This window comes from Type-E symbiont of Plautia stali (assembly GCF_059731115.1).
Map to the genome: position 1 here is coordinate 2,973,312 of NZ_AP035906.1, position 19,576 is coordinate 2,992,887.

Below are 19,576 nucleotides of genomic sequence, written 5' to 3' on the forward strand. Positions count from 1 at the left end.
CTCTGGGGCAGCACGGATTAATGCAGACTAATGCGCAAAGCCGCGGCAGTTGCGAACGGCGAAAGTGTTGCGCTCACTGCCAGCATCGCGCCAAGAATTGCCAGATAGCCTCCGATCGGCAATCCCTGACCGGCGGCATCGATGGCCGCGCTGGCAAAGATCAGAACAGGTATCGACAACGGCAATACCAGTAAACTCAGAAGTACGCCGCCACGCCGCAGCCCAACGGTCAGACCGGTGCCAATCGCACCAAGAAAACTCAAGGTTGGCGTGCCGAGTAAAAGCGTCAGCGCCATCGCGCGCCAGCCAGCAAAATCCAGTGACAGCAGGAGTGCCGCCAGAGGCGACAGTAAAATCAGTGGCAAGCCCGTAATCAGCCAGTGAGCAATCACTTTTCCCAGCACGGTGACCGGCAATGGGGTCGGCAGCAAAAGTAGTTGCTCCAGCGAACCATCCAGAAAATCATCACGGAACAGTCGCTCAAGCGCCAGCAATGAGGCGAGTAATGCAGCGACCCAGGCTATCCCCGGCGCAATACGCGCCAGCTGCTGCGGGTCCGGTCCGATACCTAACGGAAACAGCGTGATAACAATCAGGAAAAACCACAGCGGGTTGATCACCTCGGCACCACTGCGAAACGCAATTTTCAACTCACGCTGAATCACCCGACCTAACATCAAGCCCACTCCGAAGTCAGGCGGATTTTGCGCACACGATCACTCTCATCAGGCAGATCCTGATGGGTAGTTAAAATCACTGCGCCTCCGTTATCGGCATGTTCAGCGAAACGCGCCATTAATTTTTCCACGCCGCCTTTATCAATCGCCGTGAGCGGTTCATCCAGGATCCAGATCTTTGCCGGGCTGAGCCACAGGCGAGCCAGGGCTACACGCCGTTGCTGCCCTGCGGACAACTGCGCAACCGGCACCTCTTCATATCCCAGCAAGTTCACCTGCTCCAGCGCGTCGAAAATCACTTCTTCATCACGATCGCCGTGCCAGAAATGCAGGTTTTCCAGAGGTGAGAGTACCGACTTCACACCAGGATGATGGCCAAGATAGAGCAAGTTTTGATGCCATATTTCGCGCTGCTGACGAATCGGCTGCGATTGCCACATCACCTCGCCCTCTTCTGCCCGGCTTAATCCAGCCAGCAGACGCAGCAGTGAGGTTTTTCCTGCCCCGTTAGGGCCTTCAATTTGCACAATGTCACCCGGTTGCACATGGAAGCTCAGACCATGAAACAGGGTTCGCTCATCACGAACGCATGAGAGATTAATTACTTCGAGCATGAAAGAGGGAATCGCAGCTGTGAAATAAGGCGGGGATAATACCACAATGAATCTGTGGGCCGAAGTCTGTGAGGTAGCTCTCACTTCCCCCAAAGGGGGTATTCGTGCGCATCAGATCAAGGAATTGCGCAAAAAATCGCCTCAGTTAAAATCTTGTTACTCTTAAATTGAATCTTCGTAACATTTCGCTCTTGATAAAACCGTCTACGCTTATTACGCGTTGGCATTATCACCAGGGGAAAACATGAAGCAATCACCATCCATTTCAGAACATGACAATGATGTCGAGAGCGACGAAAAGGACCAGGGGAAAGAGATAGAAGTGGATGAAGATGCCCTGCCCTCACGGGCTGCTGCCATTCATGAAGAGATCCGCCAGGATGGCGAGAAAGAGCTAGAGCGCGACGGCATGGCCTTATTATGGTCTGCCGTGGCTGCGGGGCTCTCCATGAGCGCTTCGCTGATGGCCAAAGGGATTTTCCATGTGCATTTGGCCGATGTGCCAGGCGGTTTCCTGCTGGAGAATCTGGGTTATACCTTCGGCTTTGTCATCGTCATTATGGCGCGCCAGCAACTGTTCACTGAGAACACAGTTACTGCGGTATTACCGGTGATGCACAAACCCACTGGCGGTAATTTTATGCTGTTGTTTCGTCTGTGGGTCATAGTGCTGGCAGGAAATTTGATCGGTACGGCGCTCGGCGCATTGGCGTTTAATCATATGCCGATTTTTGACGAGGCAACTCGCCAGGCCTTCACCGTGATTAGCGAAAAGGTGATGGACAACTCCCCCAGCGAAATGTTTGCCAATGCCGTGATTTCAGGTTGGATTATCGCCACCATGGTCTGGATGTTCCCTTACGCGGGCGCGGCCAAAATCGTGGTGATTGTGATGATGACCTGGCTGGTTGCCCTCGGCGATCTGGCGCATATCGTGGTGGGTTCAGTAGAAGTGCTGTATCTGGTGTTTGCCGGCACGCTGCCCTGGCAGGAGTTTCTCTGGCCGTTTGCGCTGCCTACCCTGCTGGGAAATATCACCGGCGGCACGTTGATTTTTGCACTGATTAGCCATGCGCAAATTCGCAACGATATGAGCGAGGCGGCGAAGGCCAAAGCGAAGGCGGAACAGAAGCGCAAAGAGAAAGCGCTGAAGAAACAACAGTGATCTGTGGCACGACATTGTTGATAGATTGAGCAAACAGGATTTACACGGTTAAATTCTGCTGGTCGGTACGCTATACTGCGCGCCGCGTCTCCTTAGTTAAATGGATATAACGGGCCCCTCCTAAGGGCTAGTTGCAGGTTCGATTCCTGCAGGGGACACCATATCGCCGTTCGCTGCCCTCCTCATCCCCCTTTATATCAGGCAATCGCCGAATCATTGGCACGCAAAGATTTTCGATGAGTGGCGATGGGTTTAACTAAACCAAGACGGCTACGGGTATTCATGAGAAATAGAAATGCGCTATCAACTTGTAGGCCGTAGTGCCAATAGCGATTAAGGCTGGAACACCGAGTAAAACAGCCAGCTTCGCTTCAGATATCCGCTTCTCAACTGCATCTGTCGAAGGCTTTTTAGCGAGTGACTCTTTGAGACCTTCCAGTTTTTCAAGCACGGCAGCCATGTTTCTATCGATTGATTTTACATCGGCCTTTAGCTCTTCAACGTCACGTCTAATATGACTGACGTCAGATTCAAGTTTTACAACGCGCACTTCAAGCATGTTTCCTCCAGCCTGGTAACTATAATTCTGATCATAAGCAATGCCATCCCCAGGCAGAAATCTACTCCTGGTAAACATGCGAATCTGAATGGACGTTGGATGTGACGAAGGGCAGCTTGCAGTCTTCATCATTCCCTCATATTGGCTTTAGGTCTAATCCCTCAAAACAGCCAGCGCGCTATACCTAAGCTGAGTCCAGCCGCGCTCATTATTCCACCCAGGATCCATTTGGTTTGTTTGGTCATCTCTATGTGAATTTTGGCGATCTCTACATGAGTTTTAGCGATTTCCTGATGTAAATCGGCTTTCGTTAGGTAGTTAGACTTGATCACCGCCAGGTCGGTTTTCACCGTTTCCATATCGGTTTTCAACGTTTTAATATCTGCCTTCATTTCAAATACATCGGCTTCAAGCTTTGAAACGCGCATTTCCATCGTTACCACTCCGCATAAGCTAAACATGTAATTATCACATCAAAAACAACATGTTAATGGATGGCATTGTATCTAAGGCTAAGAAAAGTTCATCACAATTAGCATGAGAGTGAATGAATCTGAGACGTTTCTCGAAGGTAGAAACTGGCTGTTTCAGGTAATTACAGCGGAATCAAAGCTGGTGCGCGTTTTGGCGCCATGCGGAAGGGGTGACACCATGCAACTGGCGGAAACGGTTACTGAAGTGACTGGAAGAGTGGAAACCGCAACGCAGCGCGATCTCAGTTAACGGCAGTGCACTGAACTTCAACAGTTGCAGTGCGGTATCCATACGACGACGCATCACGAACTGATGTGGCGCTTCGCCCACGCTGCTGCGGAACATGCGAGCAAAGTGATACTCACTCAATGAAGCTTCTGCAGCTAATTGCGCCAGCGTCAACGGCTGATCCAACTGTGCATCAATAAAAGCCAACACACGCCGCAATACCGCGGGCGCTATGCCGCCGCGCACCTGTGGCGCCTGCCACTGCACTTCACTGTAGCGCTGCAAAAGATGCGTCATTAACAACGTTGAGGCACTGCTCAGCATCAATTGATTAGCGGGTTGCTGCCAGTCAACGCTCAGCAGGAAATGGCGATAAAGTTGCGTGATACGATCGTCGTCGGCAAAGATCTTTTCATGCAGGTTAAGTTGGGCGGGGCTGCGATCCCAAATCTGTTCGCCAAGATGACGCAAGTGCTCGTCAGTACAGTAGAGATGCACGAACGATAAATCGGCGCGTAAATCCCAGGTGGATTCAACACCGCTCGGCATCAGGCAGAAGCGATCCGGACCACCGCCGTTGCGCCAACCATGCTGAGTTTTATGCCAGGTGTCATAGCCATCCGCGGTATACAGGCTGAGCGTATGGTGATCGCTAAGATTAGTGACACGATCGCCACTATTAAACCAGGCCGCCAACTTGATGCCACCCGAAAGCTGGACGCTATCGCGCAATTGCGCTTTATGGCGCTGCAGCATGTCGAAGGTTTGATAATCGGGCATCAAAGGGATCCACTCACAGGTTAATAACGCACAGTTTACGGATCTCCACGGCCAGAAAACAGGCCAACGCAGGACATCCGTGTAAAAAGCGCAAGATTTTGCAATTCGGGCGCAACTGCGTGCAAGCAGATGGCCATCATGATCGTCACACTTCAGGCAATGATTTTGCTGGAGAGAATGCGATGAACATTATGTTGTACCTTGCGGTGGTGTTGATTTGGGGCACGACCTGGATTGCGATTTTCCTGCAACAAGAAGCGGCTAACACGCCGGTTCTGGTAGCGGTATTCTGGCGCTTTTTGCTGGCCTCGGTGTTGATGTTAGTGATCCTGAAGCTGATTAAACGCCTGCGCCCACTGGATAGGCAGGATCACCTTTTCTGCTTAATGCAAGGCTGTTGCGTATTTGGCTTCAACTTCGTTTGTTTCTATCATGCGGCAGCGTGGATCAGCAGTGGCCTGGAATCGGTCATCTTCTCCATGGCCGTGCTGTATAACGCGCTCAACAGCTGGATCTTTTTCCGTCAGCGCCCACCGTTTCGCCTGTTGCCCGCGGCCGTGCTTGGTTTGGGAGGAATTGTTGCCTTGTTCTGGAATGACATTCAGGCAGCGCACCCGGCTCCGCAACTGCTGTGGGGCGTTGGGCTAAGTGCTTTGGGCACGCTTGGATTCTCTTTGGGAAACATGATTTCGACTCGCCATCAGCGCCGTCAACGTGATGTGCTGACCACCAACAGCTATGCCATGTTATATGGTGCAATTGTTATGGCAATCATCGCACTATTGAATGGCGATTCATTAGCGCCTGCGCTGAATTTGCAGTGGCTTGGTTCGATGAGTTATCTGGCCATTTTTGGCTCTGTGCTTGGATTTGGCGCTTATTTCACACTTGTCGGTCGTATCGGAGCCAGCCAGGCCGCCTACTGCACACTGCTTTTCCCATTGGTGGCACTGACGTTGTCGACCATTTATGAGGGATATCAGTGGCACAGCAATGCCATCGTGGGTCTGTCGATGATTCTGATGGGGAATATGGTGATGTTTGTGCGCTGGCCCACGGCACGCAAATTACGCCTGGCATGAATAGCGAGAGCGGGCATTGCGCCCGCTCTTTGGTCCTCTAGCGCCAGCCCTGAACGCCGATATTGAGCTGGTGAGGTTTATTGATGGCTTTTCTGGCAATCCAGTAAAGCAGAACGCGTTCATCATCTCTGTCGCGATCGGCCATAGCCAGTAATTTCAGCGACAGCGTGGATTTATTCACAGGCTGATGCTCATCGCTTAACTCGATCACCGCCTGACCGATGATGCAGCAAACTTCATCCTCGCTTGACGCGGATTCATATGCTCGGTCTGTCATATTTCCTCCTATTGAGTGAATCTTAAGCCTGGCAAAAAACTGTCATCTTGCAGCGAAATCGGTACGCTTATAACACCTGGTTACACATGCTTACCCATGGCAACCGCTACGCTTAAATTGACACCACTGTGACCCAATGCCATTCATACCCGTATTACTGCATTTCATTCCTTCATCCTGTCTCTTGATGCCCTGCTTCGCCCCACGCGCGCGTAAGCTGCCTATTATCGCTGCAGATTCCGCATTCCCTGAGGGGAGAGATAAAAATGAAAACAGAACTATCCGCGCAGTTGCAGCGCACCCGCATGCTTACCCTTATCGGCACCATCATCACTCAGTTTGCACTGGGTTCGGTTTACACCTGGAGCCTGTTTAACGGCCAGTTGGCGCATAAGCTTGATGCGCCAATCAGTCAGGTTGCCTTCTCGTTTGGTTTACTCAGCCTGGGCCTGGCGATTGCATCGTCACTGGCGGGAAAATTACAGGAGCGCTTTGGTGTGCGTAACGTCACCATCGGCGCCGGGATTTTAATGGCGATTGGCTTTTGGCTGACCGCTCATGCCGATAACCTAATGATGCTGTATCTCAGCGCCGGCATCCTGGTCGGTTTAGCGGATGGCGCAGGATACCTGATGACGCTGTCAAACTGCGTGAAGTGGTTCCCGGAGCGCAAAGGATTAATCTCCGCCTGCTCGATTGGCGCTTACGGCTTAGGTAGCCTCGGCTTCAAATTTATCTGTGGCGCGCTGCTCAGCACTTACGGTCTGGAGAACACCTTTATGATTTGGGGTGTGCTGGCGATGAGTATGATCATTGTGGGTGCGCTGATGATGCGTGATGCCCCTATCCAGCAAAGCAGCGGTAACGCGAAAGTGCTGGAAAAAGATTACACGCTGGCGCAATCCGTGCGCTTGCCACAGTACTGGATGCTGGCACTGATGTTCCTCACTGCCTGCATGAGCGGACTGTATGTGATTGGCGTGGCGAAAGACATCGGCGAAGGGATGGTCCATTTGACCACGCAAACCGCTGCTAATGCCGTGACTGTCATCGCGATTGCTAACCTGAGTGGCCGTCTTATTCTCGGCGTACTCTCCGATAAAATGGCACGTATTCGCGTCATTTCACTGGCACAGATCGTTTCACTGGTGGGCATGAGCATTTTGTTGTTTACCCGGATGAATGAAACCACCTTCTTCCTGTCACTGGCCTGTGTTGCCTTTAGCTTTGGTGGCACCATCACCGTGTTCCCTTCCCTGGTCAGCGATTTCTTTGGTCTTAATAATCTGACGAAAAATTACGGGCTGATTTACCTGGGATTCGGTATCGGCAGCGTGATGGGTTCACTGGTGGCTTCCGTGTTTGGTGGTTTTACCGTGACCTTCAGCTTGATCATGACACTGCTGGTGATTTCACTGGTGTTGTCGCTCAGCATCCGTCTGCCAAATCGTCAAAACGTGACTGAACCTTTGCTGCATAATTAATCTCAACAGATGCCGCATCACTGTGCGGCATCTATTTTCTCCATCTTTTCTGCGTAATGTTTTAAGAGTTGAGAACGGCTGTTATTTAGGATTGCATTTCAGACTATTCGCGTTATTATCATCAGGCATTCGGTTTTATCTGATTGGTTTATTTCCCGCCTTGACGTTTTTAGCTTTAAATTGACATATCTGGTAATAGATCCAGAAATAACTCTACATTTACTGCATCTTCACTCCACTTTTCCCCGGTAATCTGGCTTCATTGGAAAAGAGGAGGACTCTCCATGAAAACACTTATTAAAGCTGCTTCGGTTGTTGCCATTATGACGATGTTAAGTGGTTGTATCGTTCATGACGGACATGGGCGCGGACCGGGCTGGGGCCACGGCGGTGGCTGGCATCATGACCGTGGTCATCATGGTCGTCATTGGTAGTTGGGCAAAGCACACACAGCACATAATAAAAAAACAAAAAGGGCGGGAAATTATCCCGCCCTTTCTTTTAACTTTTTACCGCGTAATTACATTGATACCAGGCTTTCTTTAATCCGGGTAGATGGCTGTCCTGCGCGGGCAGCGATTCCACTTTATCAAATCCACGTTGGTTACAATAATTCGCCAAATCGATTTCCATCGCATCTTTATTCAACGTATGCGGGTCGTAACGATATTGCACGGTATTTGAGCTTTTATCTTCATCGACACGTTCAAATCCACCGGGTTTGCTGACACTACAACCGGCCAGCATAAAAAGCGCGAGCGCGCTAATAAGCATTTTTTTCATTAGGGTGTCCTCTTCCAGGCGAAGCAGTCTAAATGCCTAAGCCGCACGCATCTATAGGAAACTGGCGCGAAATAGTCATTTTGTTAAAGTTTTTACCAATCAAATCAATAAAACCAAACGGTTTTTCATATCACTTAACCGATGACATGATGCTTTCAGACAGCACGAAGTCTGCACCACACCAGGTGACACGAGAAAAACAAACGGAAAGTGACCTTTATGCCCGCGCTGAGCGGGCTTTTTTTTACGCGTAAACCTAACCGGTAAGGCTGACCATCTTACGCAAAAGGTTGGCGGACTGTTTGGCAGGCAATGCGAGAATGCCGCTGTAAAGATCAATCGACATGGCACACATGGCGCTGCGATCAACGGCAGTATCAGCAGGCATGTTGAGTTGCTGAAGTTTATCACCCCACTTGCCGTAAAGTTTCTCCACGACGCTCTGCAAATCACGTTGTGCGCCCTGCTGATCAATCGGTCGCTCTTCGCCTGTGCTGTTTTTCAGGAGCATATCTAACGCCAGGGCATCTCGCTGGTACAACGTCGGTGACAGCGCTTGTTGCAAATTGATGCCGCCATTTACCTGCGGGTAAAGGAAGCGGAAGCAGCGTTGTGGCTCCGGTTGCTGCAGTGCCTGCATCTCCTGCACTGACACGCGCAAATAATTGAGCAGCGTTTCGTCGTCTGCACGCGCCATACGCTGATTAACCAGATCCATCAGCCATCCACGTAACTCGCCCAGCGCCTGGTCAGCAGGCACGCCTTCCATACGCTTGTGCAGTAACTCGCGATTAAGCATTTGCCACAACGCCGGCTCCTGTGTTTTGAGCTGACGATAGCCGGGTGCGAGGCTTAGCTGATTTGCCACCTCGCTTTCCAGCGCCTGTCGCTCCTGACGTGGATGTAACCAGCTAAACCACAGCATGTTCGCCAGGATTAACGGCAGTAAAAACAGCACTAACCCCTGCCATAAGCGGAGTGCCGTGGTGCGGATCAGAACGATGATAATCACCGCCAGCAGCGCAAACGCCGCCAGCGTGATAGGTAAGAGGGAAAACATGGAGCGTGATTAATCCTTGCGAACGTCAATCAGAACCGGGCAGTTGGCGCGCTCAATCACAGCCGCACTCACCGAACCTTTAAGTAAGCGATTAAAAGGAGAAAGATGACGGCGACCGATGATGATCATGCTGGCCTTCAGTGCATTGGACTGAGCCACAATGGTTTCCGCGGCTTCACCGGACAGAATCAAACCTTTGGCAGCCACCCCGGCACGCAGTAGCGGGGCCAGCGCGTGACGCACCACCATTTCAGCGGTGTTTTGTTCATCTTTTGCCGCGACGAAATCATCCGGATCTTCGCCCGCATCGATTTCGATCGGCTGATTGCAGGAGGAATAAGCGGGATCGACACAGCACAACACCGTGACCTGCGCCTGTTGCGCCAGCGCCTGTTCAATGGTTAACGCGATGACTTTTTCTGCCACCGGTGAATTATCAATGGCCATCAGCAAGGTTTTCATCAGTTGGTTATCCTTCCACAGCGGTCATTTTGCCAATTTCGCGAATCAGCGCCTCTTTGCATTTCATGATTTCATCACGATAGCGCGCTTCCTGTTTATGAAAACGCGCCGTCGGCACCAGCAGCGAAATGGAGAAGCGACCAAACAGCGTGTCGATCGCCACCGCCATGGTGGAAATTCCTTCCAGTGTTTCGCCAAGATCAATGGCCAGACCGCTGTTACGCACCTCAGCAATCAGCTCCAGCAGTTGTGGCAAGGTTTTCACCGTCATTTCGGTCAACTCTTTATAGGCTTCGCCGACCATCACGCGCACATCTTCATCACTTTCCAGTGCCAGCAGTGCGCGACCGCCTGAAGTGCTGTAGAGCGGGAGATTCAAACCGATGCGTGGCACCACGCGCAATTCCCGGGATGCCACCACATAGTGAACAATCGCTAACTGCGTGCCACTGGCGCGTGCCAGCGAAACGGTTTCGTTGATGTCGGCGGAGAGTTGTTCCAGAAACGGACGGACGATTTCGACCACATCACTGTGCACGCTGGAGATCAGCTTGAGCAGTGCCGGTCCCAGACGAAGCCCGCCCGCCCCGCTGCTGCGCACCAGTTGCGCGCTATCCAGCGCGGCGATAATACGCTGCACCGTTGAACGTGGCAGATCGACCACCTGCGCAATTTCGCCCAGACTCATGCCGCCCGGATGTTCACCCAGCGCATTCAGAATTTTTGCCGCACGCGCGATGACCTGAATGCCACCCGCTTTTTCATCCTCACGGCTTGAGGGAAGTTCAACCATTGTGCGTTCCTTTTTGGCCTGCCCTACTTTAGCGCGAATGACCGCACTTTTACACCCTGTATCACATTGCAATACATCATACCGAGATGTAAGATGCGACATGTATCACATCGCAATACACTGCATCAATAATAAAACGAGACACCTGTTATGAACGCCCAGCCTGTTGCGGCTCCGGCTCCCCATCCGTTTACCCTGCGCCTGGCGCTGGGATTGGTTGGCGTGCTGATTGCTGCGCTCACCTCCGGATTAAATGACCGCGTGACGGATATTGCGTTGGCAGATATCCGTGCCGCCATCGGCATGAGCTACGATCAAGGCAGCTGGATCATCTCCGCTTATCAGGCGGCGGAAGTGGCCGCGATGATGATCGCGCCATGGTTTGCCGTGACCTTTTCCCTGCGTCGTTTTGCTCTGGCGGTTTCCGCTGGCTTTATGCTGTGCGGTTTGCTGCTGCCGTTAATGCCAAACGCCACGCTGTTTATTGCGCTGCGCGTGATTCAGGGTCTGTTTGGCGGTGCATTGCCACCGTTACTGATGACCGTGGCACTGCGTTTTCTGCCGCCGCCAATCAAGCTTTATGGTCTTGGCGCCTATGCGTTAACCGCCACCTTTGGCCCCAATATCGCCGCCACGCTTGCCGCTTTCTGGACCGATGAAGTGAGCTGGATGTTCGTGTTTTGGCAAGTTATCCCGTCAATGCTGATCGCCATGCTGTTGATTGGCTGGGGCTTACCGCAAGACCCGCTACGCTTCGAGCGTTTCGAGCAGATAGACCTGTTTGGCATGCTGACCGGTTGCTCAGGCATGGCGCTGCTGATTCTGGCGCTGACGCAAGGGGAACGCCTTGACTGGCTCAGTTCACCGCTGTTTGCGGCGCTATTATTGAGCGCGCTGGCATTGCTGACTGTGTTCTTTATTAATGAATGGTTTCACCCGTTGCCGCTGTTCAAATTGCAGATGCTGCGCCGTCACAATCTCGCGCACGGTTTGCTGGCGCTGGCGGGCGTGTTGATTCTGTCGCTTTCCGGATCCGCGCTGCCCTCCGCCTATCTTGGCCAGGTGGAAGGTTTCCGCACGCTGCAATTCGCGCCGCTGGCGTTAACCATCGGCTTGCCGCAATTACTGATCGCCCCACTGGTGGCAGCACTGCTCAATATCCGCTGGATTGATTGCCGCTGGATGCTGACTGCTGGCGTGACGCTGCTGGTGATCTCCTGCCTGATGGGCATGAACATTACCAGTGACTGGGCGCGACAGAATTTCTGGGTCATCCAAATTTTGCAGGCTTTCGGTCAACCGATGGTGATTCTGCCGGTGTTGATGAGCGCCACCAGCGTGGTTGCGCCACCGGAAGGCCCATTTGCCTCCGCGATGTTCAATACAGTGCGCGGTTTCTCCAGCATTGCCGCCAGCACCCTGGTGGAATGGTTTATCAGCCACCGGGAACAGTTTCACTCCAGCGTGCTGGTGGGCAATGCCGCCAGTCGACCCTGGCTGATGACCGCGCCCAGCAGCGCCCAATCCAGCAGCAGCTTTCCTTTATTACCGGATGGCAGCGCCAGTAGCGCAGAGAACCTGAGCGGTTTCGCGACCCTGCTGAAGCATCAGGCGATGGTGCTCAGCCTGAGTGACTGCTACCAAATGCTGATTGGTTTCGCCGCACTGCTTTTACTACTGACTGCCTGGTTGCCAAAACGTGTCTGGCCGCCACAAACCCTGATTCAACCTGTTACGACGACGTCGAGATAACTGATATGCAAGCTTTTGCCTTGAAAAGAACGGTGCTGTTGAGTGCCCTATTAATCGTGTTGCTGGCCATGGCCTTTTTTGTCTGGTCATCAATGACCGGCAACGATCATCGCACTGATGATGCCTATGTAAATGCGGATTACACCCTGGTGGCGCCGAAAGTGTCCGGCTATATCGCCAGTGTGAATGTGCAGGATAACCAGCGAGTAAAAGCGGGCGAACTGCTAGCCACGCTTGACGATCGCGATTACCGCGTGGCGCTGGAAACGGCGCAGGCGAATTTGCAGGTCAGCGATGCCAAACGCCTGAGCAGCCAGGCTCAACTGGAGCAGCAGCAATCAACCATTGATGAAGCCAAAGCGACCTTAGCAGCGAGCCAGGCGTCAGCGCAATACGCCGGCCAAAGTGCGGCGCGTTATAACCAGCTGTATAAAAGCGGCACCATTGCCGCAGATGAGCAGCAGAAAGCCAGTTCAACCCAACGTTCAGCGTCTGCTGCTGTGCGCCAGAGTGAAGCTGCACTGGCTGCATCGATGAAACAGGTGGGTGTGTTACAAGCGGCCGTGCGTCAGGCAGAGGCCGATGTGACAGCAGCGCAGGCCAGCGTGGATCAGGCGAAGCTGAATCTCTCTTATACGCGGATTGTGGCACCGGTAGACGGTATGGTGGGTCAGCGTTCGGTGCGATTGGGCGCTTACGTTAGCGCCGGAACGCGTTTGCTGGCGGTGGTGCCCTTGCAACAAACCTATATCACCGCCAACTATCTTGAAACTCAGCTGGCCGATGTGCAGCCGGGACAGAGAGCGGTGGTGAGAGTCGATGCGCTGCCTGGCAAGACCTTTACCGGTCATGTTGACAGCATTGCACCGGCGACGGGCGCGACCTTCTCCGCCATTTCACCGGACAATGCCACCGGTAATTACACCAAGGTGGTGCAGCGTTTACCGGTGAAAATTGTGCTGGATGCCAACCAACCCGATTTGGCACAACTGCGTGTGGGCATGTCCGCGATACCGGAAATTGACGCCCGATGAAAATGTGAGCAATCTCTCAGAACTGGCCTATTTATTTTCGGATCGATTGCGCGTAAATTAGCGCTCGATCCTGTTCTGAGTTCGCTTGGAACCACCTGAGAAGAAAGCGTGCAGCGGTTATGAACTTCACCTTTCTCTTATTCTGTTCGGGTTACGCTGGATTGGGATCACCAGCATGGTAACCGCTCAGAGGAGTCGTTTTGTGAGATATGCTTTGATGGGAGTTTCTTTCTTCCTGTTAATCTGGGTAGGCACTTTCGTGCTGATGCTCAAATAAATCCTGCCAGGCGGGGCGACCAAAGTCGCCCTTCTTAGTTTTACTCTTCTTCTTCCAGCGCTTTTACCGTTCCCGGCAATATGCCATCCGCACGGAACATGGCTTTGATGCCACGTACCGCCTGACGAATACGATCGCTGTTTTCAATCAGAGCAAATCGCACATGGGTATCACCGTAGTCACCAAAGCCGATGCCCGGTGAGACGCACACTTTGGCTTCCTGCAGCAGCAGTTTAGCGAACTCCAGCGAACCGAGATGCGCATAGTGATCGGGAATTTTCGCCCAGACGTACATTGAGGCTTTTGGCAGATCGACCATCCAGCCCGCTTCATGCAGCCCTTTCACCAGCACATCGCGACGGCGTTTATACTGCTCGGCGATATCACGCACGCATTGCTGATCGCCTTCAAGTGCGGCAATCGCCGCGACCTGCAGCGGGGTGAAGGTGCCGTAATCGTGGTAGCTTTTGATACGCGCCAGCGCGGATACCAATTCTTTGTTACCCACCATAAAGCCGATACGCCAGCCTGCCATATTGTAGCTTTTCGACAGCGTAAAGAACTCCACCGCTACGTCGCGCGCCCCCGGCACCTGCATGATCGACGGCGCTTTCCAGCCATCATAGGTGATGTCGGCGTAAGCCAGATCGTGGATGACCAGCACGTTGTACTGTTTCGCCAGCGCAATTACACGTTCGAAGAAGTCGAGTTCGACGCACTGTGAAGTGGGATTCGAAGGGAAGCCGAGGATCATCATCTTCGGTTTCGGATAACTTTCGCGGATAGCGCGTTCAAGCTCGTTGAAGAAGTCAACGCCTGCCACCAGCGGTACGGAACGCACTTGTGCACCGGCAATCACTGCGCCGTAAATATGAATCGGGTAGCTCGGATTGGGCACCAGGACGGTGTCGCCATGGTCGAGCGTCGCCAGCATCAGGTGCGCCAACCCTTCTTTGGAACCGATGGTGACAATGGCTTCTGATTCGGGATCGATCTCTACCTGATAGCGATCTGCGTACCAGCGCGAGATGGCGCGACGCAGGCGAGGAATGCCTTTCGAGGTGGAGTAACCGTGCGTATCTTCGCGTTGCGCTACCTGACAGAGTTTTTCCACGATGTGTGGCGGCGTGGGTCCATCCGGGTTCCCCATTGAGAAATCGATGATGTCTTCGCCGCGCCGACGCGCAGCCATCTTCAATTCAGCGGTGATGTTGAATACATACGGGGGAAGGCGTTCAATACGCGAGAAACGACGGGGTGTGCTGTTATCAGCCATGATGTCCTCTGGTTTACGTAGGCGCCCGGACCGTCCGAGCGACGCTGGTCACTGCAGTGACCGAGGTAAGAACATAACGCGCTGATAACAGAATTGTCGAGAGCAACAGAATATTTTTTTAATGTTGCGAATTCAGGCGACCCAGCACCCAATCGTTTACCCATTGGTCGTTTAGCAGATAATTATCCCGAAGGGTGCCCTCAAGTGTGAAACCATTCTTTTCCAGAATGCGTCGGGACGGCCAATTCCCCTCTATGACCAGCGCTTTGAGTTTATGAAATTCTGCTTGTAGCAAGAAGTCGCACAGTGCCTTGAGCGCTTCACTGCCATAGCCGTTTCCGGTGAAGCGATGGCAGAGCATGTAGCCGACCTCAGCTTGCCGATAAGGCTGCCATTCGGCACTGCATCCAAACAAGCCGATCGGTTCATTGGTTTCGCGCAGGCGTGCCACCAGGCACAGCATGTGGAAGCTGGTGACTTGCCAGGGCGCAAGGCGTTCGGTGAAGCGCTGGCGTATGTCGTTTTCGTCAGGGATTTCACTGACCCAGGTCATGGTGCCGGGATCTTCGTGTACGGCTTTGAAGATTTGCCAGTCTTCGGGTTGTAAGCGTGTCAGGGACAAGCGAGGGGTAAGAAGTTGCATTGCTGCGCTCCGCGAAATAACTCATGGCAACATAGCAAACCGCGTGATTTACAACCAGCGTTCTGCGTAGGGATAACTAATCCTCTTTTTGTTACTCAAGTTTTCCTCTTTTTGGGGAGTGTGGGGGATTTTGGGATTTTGGGATTTTGGGATTTTGGGATTTTGGGAGTTGGGAGTTGGGAGTTGGGAGTTGGGAGTTGGGAGTTGAGTTGATAGTCGCTGTTGGTTGGGTGCCAGGGCCAGAACGGGCCAGCCCGATCGCAAAGACAACACGCATCCCTGCAGATCGGCTGGGCCATCCATGGCCCAGACGCTTTGCTCTTTGGGCTGGCCCGTTCTGGCCTTGAGCTGAATGCGTTGCTGTTTGAAAAACCGTACAGAGCTTTCTGGAGAAATTGATGTGTCATTAAAGGTGTTTTTATCTTCAGGCTAGCCCGTTCTGGCCTTGAGCTGAATGCGTTGCTGTTTGAAAAACCGTACAGAGCTTTCTGAAGAAATTGATAGGCCATTAAAGGTTTTTTTATCTTCGGGTTGGTCCGTTCTGGCCTTGAACTGCATGCGTTGCTGTTCTAAACCGCATCGAGAATTGATCTAAACCATGAGAAGCGTTTTGCGGGTGTCGCGGCGCTGGCAGATCTTGATCACATTTTTTATCATAACCTCACCCTGGTTCACTCCGAGAGATGCCCTTGCCTTCCCACTTCGACATGCTGCTGGCGGTATTTGACCGCGCTGCGCTGATGCTGATTTGTCTGTTCTTCCTTACCCGCACGCGGGTATTCCGTCAGCTGCTGCAAAAAGATGAGCATTCGATCAAAGAGAAAGTGGTGGTGACGGCGATTTTCTCGCTGTTTGCACTGTTCAGTACCTGGTCGGGCATTAACGTCGATGGTTCGCTGCTGAACGTGCGTGTGATTGCGGTGATGTCGGGAGGCATTCTGTTTGGCCCCTGGGTTGGCATCGCTACCGGGGTGATTGCGGGCATCCATCGTTATCTGATCGATATGGATGGCGTCACGGCCGTGCCTTGCCTGATTACCAGCATCATTGCCGGTATCGCTTCTGGGTTTATCAATCGTCGCGTGAGCAAAGAGCAGCGCTGGCGCGCCGGTATCCTTGGCGGCATGCTGTGCGAAACCCTGACTATGGTGTTGATTGTGCTGTGGGCCAGTCCATTGTCGTTAGGTTTTTCGATTGTTTCTGAGATTGCGTTACCGATGATTCTCGGCGCATCGAGCATTGGCTTGATTGTACTGTTAGTGCAGAGCGTGGAAGGGGAAAAAGAAGCGATAGCAGCGCGCCAGGCCAAGCTGGCACTGGAGATTGCCAATAAAACGTTGCCGCTGTTTCGTCAGGTGAATAGCCAGTCGTTGCGTCAGGTGTGCGATATCATTCGCAGCGATATTCATGCCGATGCCGTAGCTATCACCAATACCCAGCAGATTCTTGCCTACGTTGGTTACGGTGAGCATAACTATCACAACGGGGATGATGGCATCAGCCCTACCACGGCGCAGTCGATCGCGAGCGGCAAAATCATCATCAAGAATAATGATGAGGCGCATCGCACCAAAGATATTCACTCAATGCTGGTTATTCCCCTTTGGGAAAAAGGGGAAGTCACAGGCACGTTAAAAATCTATTATCGTCGAGCGCATCGCATTACCGGATCGCTAAAAGAGATGGCCATTGGTTTGTCGCAAATAATCTCCACCCAGCTGGAGGTATCGCGCGCTGAGCAGCTACGAGAGATGGCGAACAAAGCGGAACTGCGTGCGTTGCAGAGTAAAATTAACCCGCACTTCCTGTTTAACGCGCTGAATGCTATCTCCTCTTCCATTCGTCTCAATCCAGATACGGCACGTCAGTTGGTGATCAATCTTTCGCGCTATTTACGCTACAACCTTGAGCTGAACGATGACGAGCTGATCGATATTAAAAAAGAGCTATGGCAGGTGAAGGATTACATCGCGATTGAACAGGCGCGCTTTGGCGATAAGCTGTCGATGATTTATGACATTGATGAAGATCTGCACTTCACGCTGCCAAGTTTGCTGATTCAGCCTCTGGTGGAAAATGCCATTGTGCACGGTATTCAGCCCTGCCGTGGCAAAGGGGTGGTGACATTGAGTGTGAAAGACCTCGGTGATTATGTGCGCGTTGCGGTGCGCGATACGGGCGCGGGTATCAGTGAAGAGGTGATTGGCCGCGTCGCGCGTGATGAGATGCCGGGCAATAAAATCGGGCTGCTTAATGTGCATCATCGGGTGAAGCTGCTTTCCGGCCAGGGTCTGAGCATCACGCGTCATCATCCGGGAACGGAAATCGCCTTCACTCTGAGCAAAAACGGTCAGCGTCTGGCTGCACCGTTGAGCCATATCACGGAACCCAGCGCGTGAAAGCCATTATCGTCGAAGACGAGTTTCTTGCTCAGCAAGAGTTGAGCTGGATGATCCAGCAGCACAGTCAGATCACTATCGAAGCCTGTTTTGATGATGGGCTGGAAGTGCTGAAGTATCTGCAAAACCATCGCGTCGATGTCATTTTCCTCGACATCAACATTCCTTCGCTGGATGGCATGCTGCTGGCCCAAAACATTAACCAATTTGCGCATAAGCCGTTGATAGTGTTTATCACCGCATGGAAAGAGCATGCGGTGGATGCGTTTGAGCTGGACGCCTTTGACTACATACTCAAGCCCTATCACGAGTCGCGCATTATTACCATGCTGAATAAGCTGGAAGCCAGCGCACAGCAGCAACTCGCACAGCCATCCACTCAGCAAAGCGCACCACAAACAGTCAATCTGGTGAAAGATGAGCGCATTATCGTGACGGATATCAACGATATCTATTACGTCGAAGCGCATGAAAAACTGACGTTTGTTTATACGCGCCGCGAAGCGTACGTGATGTCGATGGCGATCAGTGAATTTTGTAGTCGCCTGCCAGAACAGCTGTTCTTCCGCTGCCATCGGTCGTATTGCGTCAACCTCAGCAAAATCCGCGAGATCGAGCCGTGGTTTAACAATACCTATTTGGTGAAGTTGCGTGATTTGGATGCGCAGGTGCCGGTGAGCCGCAGCAAGGTGAAGGCGTTTCGCCAGTTGATGAGATTGTAAAGCGAGCAGCAGAACGCTGCTCGCCGGAACAGATTACAGCACGCGACCCAACGTCTGGCGCAGATGCGCGCCCGCGCCCAGCAGACCAGGCTGATCGTGGGTGATCATATACACCGGGATATCGACCAGATAATCACGGAAGCGGCCTTTGTCTTCAAACGCGGCGCGGAAGCCAGAGGCTTTGAAGAAATCGAGGAAGCGCGGCACGATTCCCCCAGCGATGTACACGCCACCAAAGGTGCCGAGATTGAGCGCCAGGTTGCCACCGAAACGCCCCATGATCACGCAGAACAGCGACAGCGCCCGACGACAATCGATGCAGCTGTCTTTCAATGCACGCTCGGTGACATCTTTCGGCTTAAGATTCTCAGGTTCGCGGTTGTCAGATTTGACGATAGCGCGATAGAGATTCACCAGACCGGATCCTGACAGCACGCGCTCCGCCGACACGTGACCCAGTTCCGCACGCAGTACTTCGAGAATTTCACCCTCTTCTTCGCTGTTCGGGGCGAAGTCAACGTGACCGCCCTCGCCCGGCAGGCTGATCCAGCGCTTATCCACGTGCACCAGATGGCTCACGCCCAATCCGGTGCCGGCGCCGTAAATCGCAATCGGCTTGCCTTCAACCGGTGCTTTGCCGCCAAACTGAATCACTTGATCGTCGGTCAGCATCGGGATGGCCATCGACACGGCGGTGAAATCATTGATGATTTCCAGGCTGTCGAAGGCCAGGTGCTCTTTCATCTCACGGGTTGAGAATGCCCAATCGTGGTTGGTCATCTCGACCCAATCGCCGGTGATTGGACAGGCAATTGCGATGCAGGCGTGTTTAATCTCCTGCTTTTGCTCGTCGAGATAAGCACGAATCACCGCTTCGAGATTGTCGTAGTCTGATGTTGAGAATGTTTTGGCCTGGGAGATGGCACCGGTTTCCACCTCACACAGGGCGAGACGGGCATTGGTACCGCCCACATCGCCGACCAGGGCGTATTTTGTCATTCTTCTGCTGCTCCGCTTGGGTCATAAACAATTGCA

Annotated in this window: 22 protein-coding genes and 1 tRNA gene; 10 read left to right on the forward strand and 13 right to left on the reverse strand. The window is 52.7% G+C overall.

What is annotated here, in order from left to right; genetic code table 11:
* Window positions 1-17 precede the first annotated feature (17 nt).
* Window positions 18-677 carry a heme exporter protein CcmB gene (gene ccmB, locus AC6I8L_RS13645; protein WP_058959036.1) on the reverse strand — a complete coding sequence of 220 codons (660 nt, stop codon included), beginning with the start codon at window positions 675-677 and terminating at the stop codon, window positions 18-20.
* Complete coding sequence (gene ccmA / locus AC6I8L_RS13650; protein ID WP_058959037.1) at window positions 677-1,291, reverse strand: cytochrome c biogenesis heme-transporting ATPase CcmA; 615 nt, start codon at window positions 1,289-1,291, stop codon at window positions 677-679. The genes ccmB and ccmA overlap by 1 nt, the downstream gene beginning before the upstream one ends.
* 244 nt (window positions 1,292-1,535) lie before the next feature.
* Here ccmA and AC6I8L_RS13655 point away from each other — a divergent pair, with 244 nt between their 5' ends.
* Both AC6I8L_RS13655 and AC6I8L_RS13660 read left to right on the forward strand, forming a co-directional pair.
* A complete protein-coding gene (locus tag AC6I8L_RS13655) occupies window positions 1,536-2,456 on the forward strand; it encodes a formate/nitrite transporter family protein (RefSeq protein ID WP_058959038.1) in 921 nt (306 codons plus the stop codon).
* Window positions 2,457-2,542: 86 nt separating this feature from the next.
* Window positions 2,543-2,617 (forward strand) — tRNA-Arg (locus AC6I8L_RS13660).
* A gap of 119 nt (window positions 2,618-2,736) precedes the next feature.
* On the opposite strand, the gene AC6I8L_RS13665 is transcribed toward AC6I8L_RS13660, so the two are convergent.
* The 3 genes from AC6I8L_RS13665 to AC6I8L_RS13675 form a co-directional block, all read right to left on the reverse strand.
* Window positions 2,737-3,015 carry a hypothetical protein gene (locus tag AC6I8L_RS13665; RefSeq protein ID WP_058959039.1) on the reverse strand — a complete coding sequence of 93 codons (279 nt, stop codon included), beginning with the start codon at window positions 3,013-3,015 and terminating at the stop codon, window positions 2,737-2,739.
* Between the two features lie 161 nt (window positions 3,016-3,176).
* Window positions 3,177-3,449 (reverse strand): hypothetical protein, encoded by a 273-nt coding sequence (locus AC6I8L_RS13670; RefSeq protein ID WP_058959040.1) that lies wholly within the window; start codon window positions 3,447-3,449, stop codon window positions 3,177-3,179.
* A gap of 172 nt (window positions 3,450-3,621) precedes the next feature.
* Window positions 3,622-4,497, reverse strand: a complete 876-nt coding sequence (locus tag AC6I8L_RS13675; RefSeq protein ID WP_058959041.1) for a helix-turn-helix domain-containing protein — start codon at window positions 4,495-4,497, stop codon at window positions 3,622-3,624.
* Window positions 4,498-4,679: 182 nt separating this feature from the next.
* On the opposite strand from AC6I8L_RS13675, the gene AC6I8L_RS13680 reads away from it, so the two are divergent.
* Entirely contained in the window at window positions 4,680-5,579 is a 900-nt protein-coding gene (locus tag AC6I8L_RS13680; protein WP_058959042.1) for a DMT family transporter, read from the forward strand.
* 37 nt (window positions 5,580-5,616) lie between these two features.
* On the opposite strand, the gene AC6I8L_RS13685 is transcribed toward AC6I8L_RS13680, so the two are convergent.
* On the reverse strand, window positions 5,617-5,856 hold the full coding sequence (locus AC6I8L_RS13685) for a hypothetical protein (RefSeq protein ID WP_034825199.1): 240 nt from the start codon (window positions 5,854-5,856) through the stop codon (window positions 5,617-5,619).
* 266 nt (window positions 5,857-6,122) lie between these two features.
* On the opposite strand from AC6I8L_RS13685, the gene AC6I8L_RS13690 reads away from it, so the two are divergent.
* Together AC6I8L_RS13690 and AC6I8L_RS13695 are read left to right on the forward strand one after the other, a co-directional pair.
* The gene (locus AC6I8L_RS13690; protein ID WP_034825201.1) at window positions 6,123-7,340 is read left to right on the forward strand and encodes an L-lactate MFS transporter; all 1,218 of its coding nucleotides are present in this window, start codon (window positions 6,123-6,125) and stop codon (window positions 7,338-7,340) included.
* Window positions 7,341-7,624: 284 nt separating this feature from the next.
* Window positions 7,625-7,774, forward strand: coding sequence for a hypothetical protein (locus AC6I8L_RS13695; RefSeq protein ID WP_167347087.1), 150 nt, complete (start codon window positions 7,625-7,627; stop codon window positions 7,772-7,774).
* 67 nt (window positions 7,775-7,841) lie between these two features.
* Here AC6I8L_RS13695 and AC6I8L_RS13700 read toward each other — a convergent pair whose 3' ends face one another.
* From AC6I8L_RS13700 to AC6I8L_RS13715, 4 genes are all read right to left on the reverse strand, one after another.
* Window positions 7,842-8,123 carry a putative periplasmic lipoprotein gene (locus AC6I8L_RS13700; protein WP_058959043.1) on the reverse strand — a complete coding sequence of 94 codons (282 nt, stop codon included), beginning with the start codon at window positions 8,121-8,123 and terminating at the stop codon, window positions 7,842-7,844.
* Between the two features lie 256 nt (window positions 8,124-8,379).
* Window positions 8,380-9,183: a hypothetical protein gene (locus AC6I8L_RS13705; protein WP_058959045.1), complete on the reverse strand. Its 804-nt coding sequence runs from the start codon at window positions 9,181-9,183 to the stop codon at window positions 8,380-8,382.
* Between the two features lie 9 nt (window positions 9,184-9,192).
* Complete coding sequence (locus AC6I8L_RS13710) at window positions 9,193-9,645, reverse strand: universal stress protein (protein ID WP_058959046.1); 453 nt, start codon at window positions 9,643-9,645, stop codon at window positions 9,193-9,195.
* 7 nt (window positions 9,646-9,652) lie between these two features.
* The gene (locus AC6I8L_RS13715) at window positions 9,653-10,438 is read right to left on the reverse strand and encodes an IclR family transcriptional regulator (RefSeq protein WP_058959047.1); all 786 of its coding nucleotides are present in this window, start codon (window positions 10,436-10,438) and stop codon (window positions 9,653-9,655) included.
* A gap of 150 nt (window positions 10,439-10,588) precedes the next feature.
* Here AC6I8L_RS13715 and AC6I8L_RS13720 point away from each other — a divergent pair, with 150 nt between their 5' ends.
* From AC6I8L_RS13720 to ypdK, 3 genes are all read left to right on the forward strand, one after another.
* The gene (locus tag AC6I8L_RS13720; protein ID WP_058959048.1) at window positions 10,589-12,190 is read left to right on the forward strand and encodes an MFS transporter; all 1,602 of its coding nucleotides are present in this window, start codon (window positions 10,589-10,591) and stop codon (window positions 12,188-12,190) included.
* A gap of 5 nt (window positions 12,191-12,195) precedes the next feature.
* The gene (locus AC6I8L_RS13725) at window positions 12,196-13,224 is read left to right on the forward strand and encodes an HlyD family secretion protein (protein WP_058959049.1); all 1,029 of its coding nucleotides are present in this window, start codon (window positions 12,196-12,198) and stop codon (window positions 13,222-13,224) included.
* A 202-nt stretch (window positions 13,225-13,426) separates the two neighbouring features.
* Window positions 13,427-13,501, forward strand: a complete 75-nt coding sequence (ypdK, locus tag AC6I8L_RS13730; RefSeq protein ID WP_100701370.1) for a membrane protein YpdK — start codon at window positions 13,427-13,429, stop codon at window positions 13,499-13,501.
* Between the two features lie 40 nt (window positions 13,502-13,541).
* Here ypdK and alaC read toward each other — a convergent pair whose 3' ends face one another.
* Both alaC and AC6I8L_RS13740 read right to left on the reverse strand, forming a co-directional pair.
* Window positions 13,542-14,777, reverse strand: coding sequence for an alanine transaminase (gene alaC / locus AC6I8L_RS13735; protein ID WP_038645618.1), 1,236 nt, complete (start codon window positions 14,775-14,777; stop codon window positions 13,542-13,544).
* A gap of 118 nt (window positions 14,778-14,895) precedes the next feature.
* Window positions 14,896-15,420, reverse strand: a complete 525-nt coding sequence (locus tag AC6I8L_RS13740; protein WP_058959050.1) for a GNAT family N-acetyltransferase — start codon at window positions 15,418-15,420, stop codon at window positions 14,896-14,898.
* 707 nt (window positions 15,421-16,127) lie between these two features.
* Between AC6I8L_RS13740 and AC6I8L_RS13745 the strand changes: the two genes are divergently transcribed.
* On the forward strand, window positions 16,128-17,819 hold the full coding sequence (locus tag AC6I8L_RS13745) for a sensor histidine kinase (RefSeq protein WP_058959196.1): 1,692 nt from the start codon (window positions 16,128-16,130) through the stop codon (window positions 17,817-17,819).
* Window positions 17,816-18,541 (forward strand): LytR/AlgR family response regulator transcription factor, encoded by a 726-nt coding sequence (locus AC6I8L_RS13750; protein ID WP_045816617.1) that lies wholly within the window; start codon window positions 17,816-17,818, stop codon window positions 18,539-18,541. Before AC6I8L_RS13745 ends, AC6I8L_RS13750 begins: the two co-directional genes overlap by 4 nt.
* A gap of 33 nt (window positions 18,542-18,574) precedes the next feature.
* Here the strand turns inward: AC6I8L_RS13750 and glk are convergent, their stop codons facing one another.
* Complete coding sequence (gene glk / locus AC6I8L_RS13755) at window positions 18,575-19,540, reverse strand: glucokinase (RefSeq protein WP_058959051.1); 966 nt, start codon at window positions 19,538-19,540, stop codon at window positions 18,575-18,577.
* Window positions 19,541-19,576 lie beyond the last annotated feature (36 nt).

Excerpts from the sequence above, each read along its gene's own strand:
- ccmB (WP_058959036.1), bottom strand. The coding sequence starts at position 677 with ATGTTAGGTCGGGTGATTCAGCGTGAGTTGAAAATTGCGTTTCGCAGT.
- ccmA (WP_058959037.1), bottom strand. The coding sequence starts at position 1,291 with ATGCTCGAAGTAATTAATCTCTCATGCGTTCGTGATGAGCGAACCCTG.
- AC6I8L_RS13655 (WP_058959038.1), top strand. The coding sequence starts at position 1,536 with ATGAAGCAATCACCATCCATTTCAGAACATGACAATGATGTCGAGAGC.
- AC6I8L_RS13665 (WP_058959039.1), bottom strand. The coding sequence starts at position 3,015 with ATGCTTGAAGTGCGCGTTGTAAAACTTGAATCTGACGTCAGTCATATT.
- AC6I8L_RS13670 (WP_058959040.1), bottom strand. The coding sequence starts at position 3,449 with ATGGAAATGCGCGTTTCAAAGCTTGAAGCCGATGTATTTGAAATGAAG.
- AC6I8L_RS13675 (WP_058959041.1), bottom strand. The coding sequence starts at position 4,497 with ATGCCCGATTATCAAACCTTCGACATGCTGCAGCGCCATAAAGCGCAA.
- AC6I8L_RS13680 (WP_058959042.1), top strand. The coding sequence starts at position 4,680 with ATGAACATTATGTTGTACCTTGCGGTGGTGTTGATTTGGGGCACGACC.
- AC6I8L_RS13685 (WP_034825199.1), bottom strand. The coding sequence starts at position 5,856 with ATGACAGACCGAGCATATGAATCCGCGTCAAGCGAGGATGAAGTTTGC.
- AC6I8L_RS13690 (WP_034825201.1), top strand. The coding sequence starts at position 6,123 with ATGAAAACAGAACTATCCGCGCAGTTGCAGCGCACCCGCATGCTTACC.
- AC6I8L_RS13695 (WP_167347087.1), top strand. The coding sequence starts at position 7,625 with ATGAAAACACTTATTAAAGCTGCTTCGGTTGTTGCCATTATGACGATG.
- AC6I8L_RS13700 (WP_058959043.1), bottom strand. The coding sequence starts at position 8,123 with ATGAAAAAAATGCTTATTAGCGCGCTCGCGCTTTTTATGCTGGCCGGT.
- AC6I8L_RS13705 (WP_058959045.1), bottom strand. The coding sequence starts at position 9,183 with ATGTTTTCCCTCTTACCTATCACGCTGGCGGCGTTTGCGCTGCTGGCG.
- AC6I8L_RS13710 (WP_058959046.1), bottom strand. The coding sequence starts at position 9,645 with ATGAAAACCTTGCTGATGGCCATTGATAATTCACCGGTGGCAGAAAAA.
- AC6I8L_RS13715 (WP_058959047.1), bottom strand. The coding sequence starts at position 10,438 with ATGGTTGAACTTCCCTCAAGCCGTGAGGATGAAAAAGCGGGTGGCATT.
- AC6I8L_RS13720 (WP_058959048.1), top strand. The coding sequence starts at position 10,589 with ATGAACGCCCAGCCTGTTGCGGCTCCGGCTCCCCATCCGTTTACCCTG.
- AC6I8L_RS13725 (WP_058959049.1), top strand. The coding sequence starts at position 12,196 with ATGCAAGCTTTTGCCTTGAAAAGAACGGTGCTGTTGAGTGCCCTATTA.
- alaC (WP_038645618.1), bottom strand. The coding sequence starts at position 14,777 with ATGGCTGATAACAGCACACCCCGTCGTTTCTCGCGTATTGAACGCCTT.
- AC6I8L_RS13740 (WP_058959050.1), bottom strand. The coding sequence starts at position 15,420 with ATGCAACTTCTTACCCCTCGCTTGTCCCTGACACGCTTACAACCCGAA.
- AC6I8L_RS13745 (WP_058959196.1), top strand. The coding sequence starts at position 16,128 with ATGCTGCTGGCGGTATTTGACCGCGCTGCGCTGATGCTGATTTGTCTG.
- glk (WP_058959051.1), bottom strand. The coding sequence starts at position 19,540 with ATGACAAAATACGCCCTGGTCGGCGATGTGGGCGGTACCAATGCCCGT.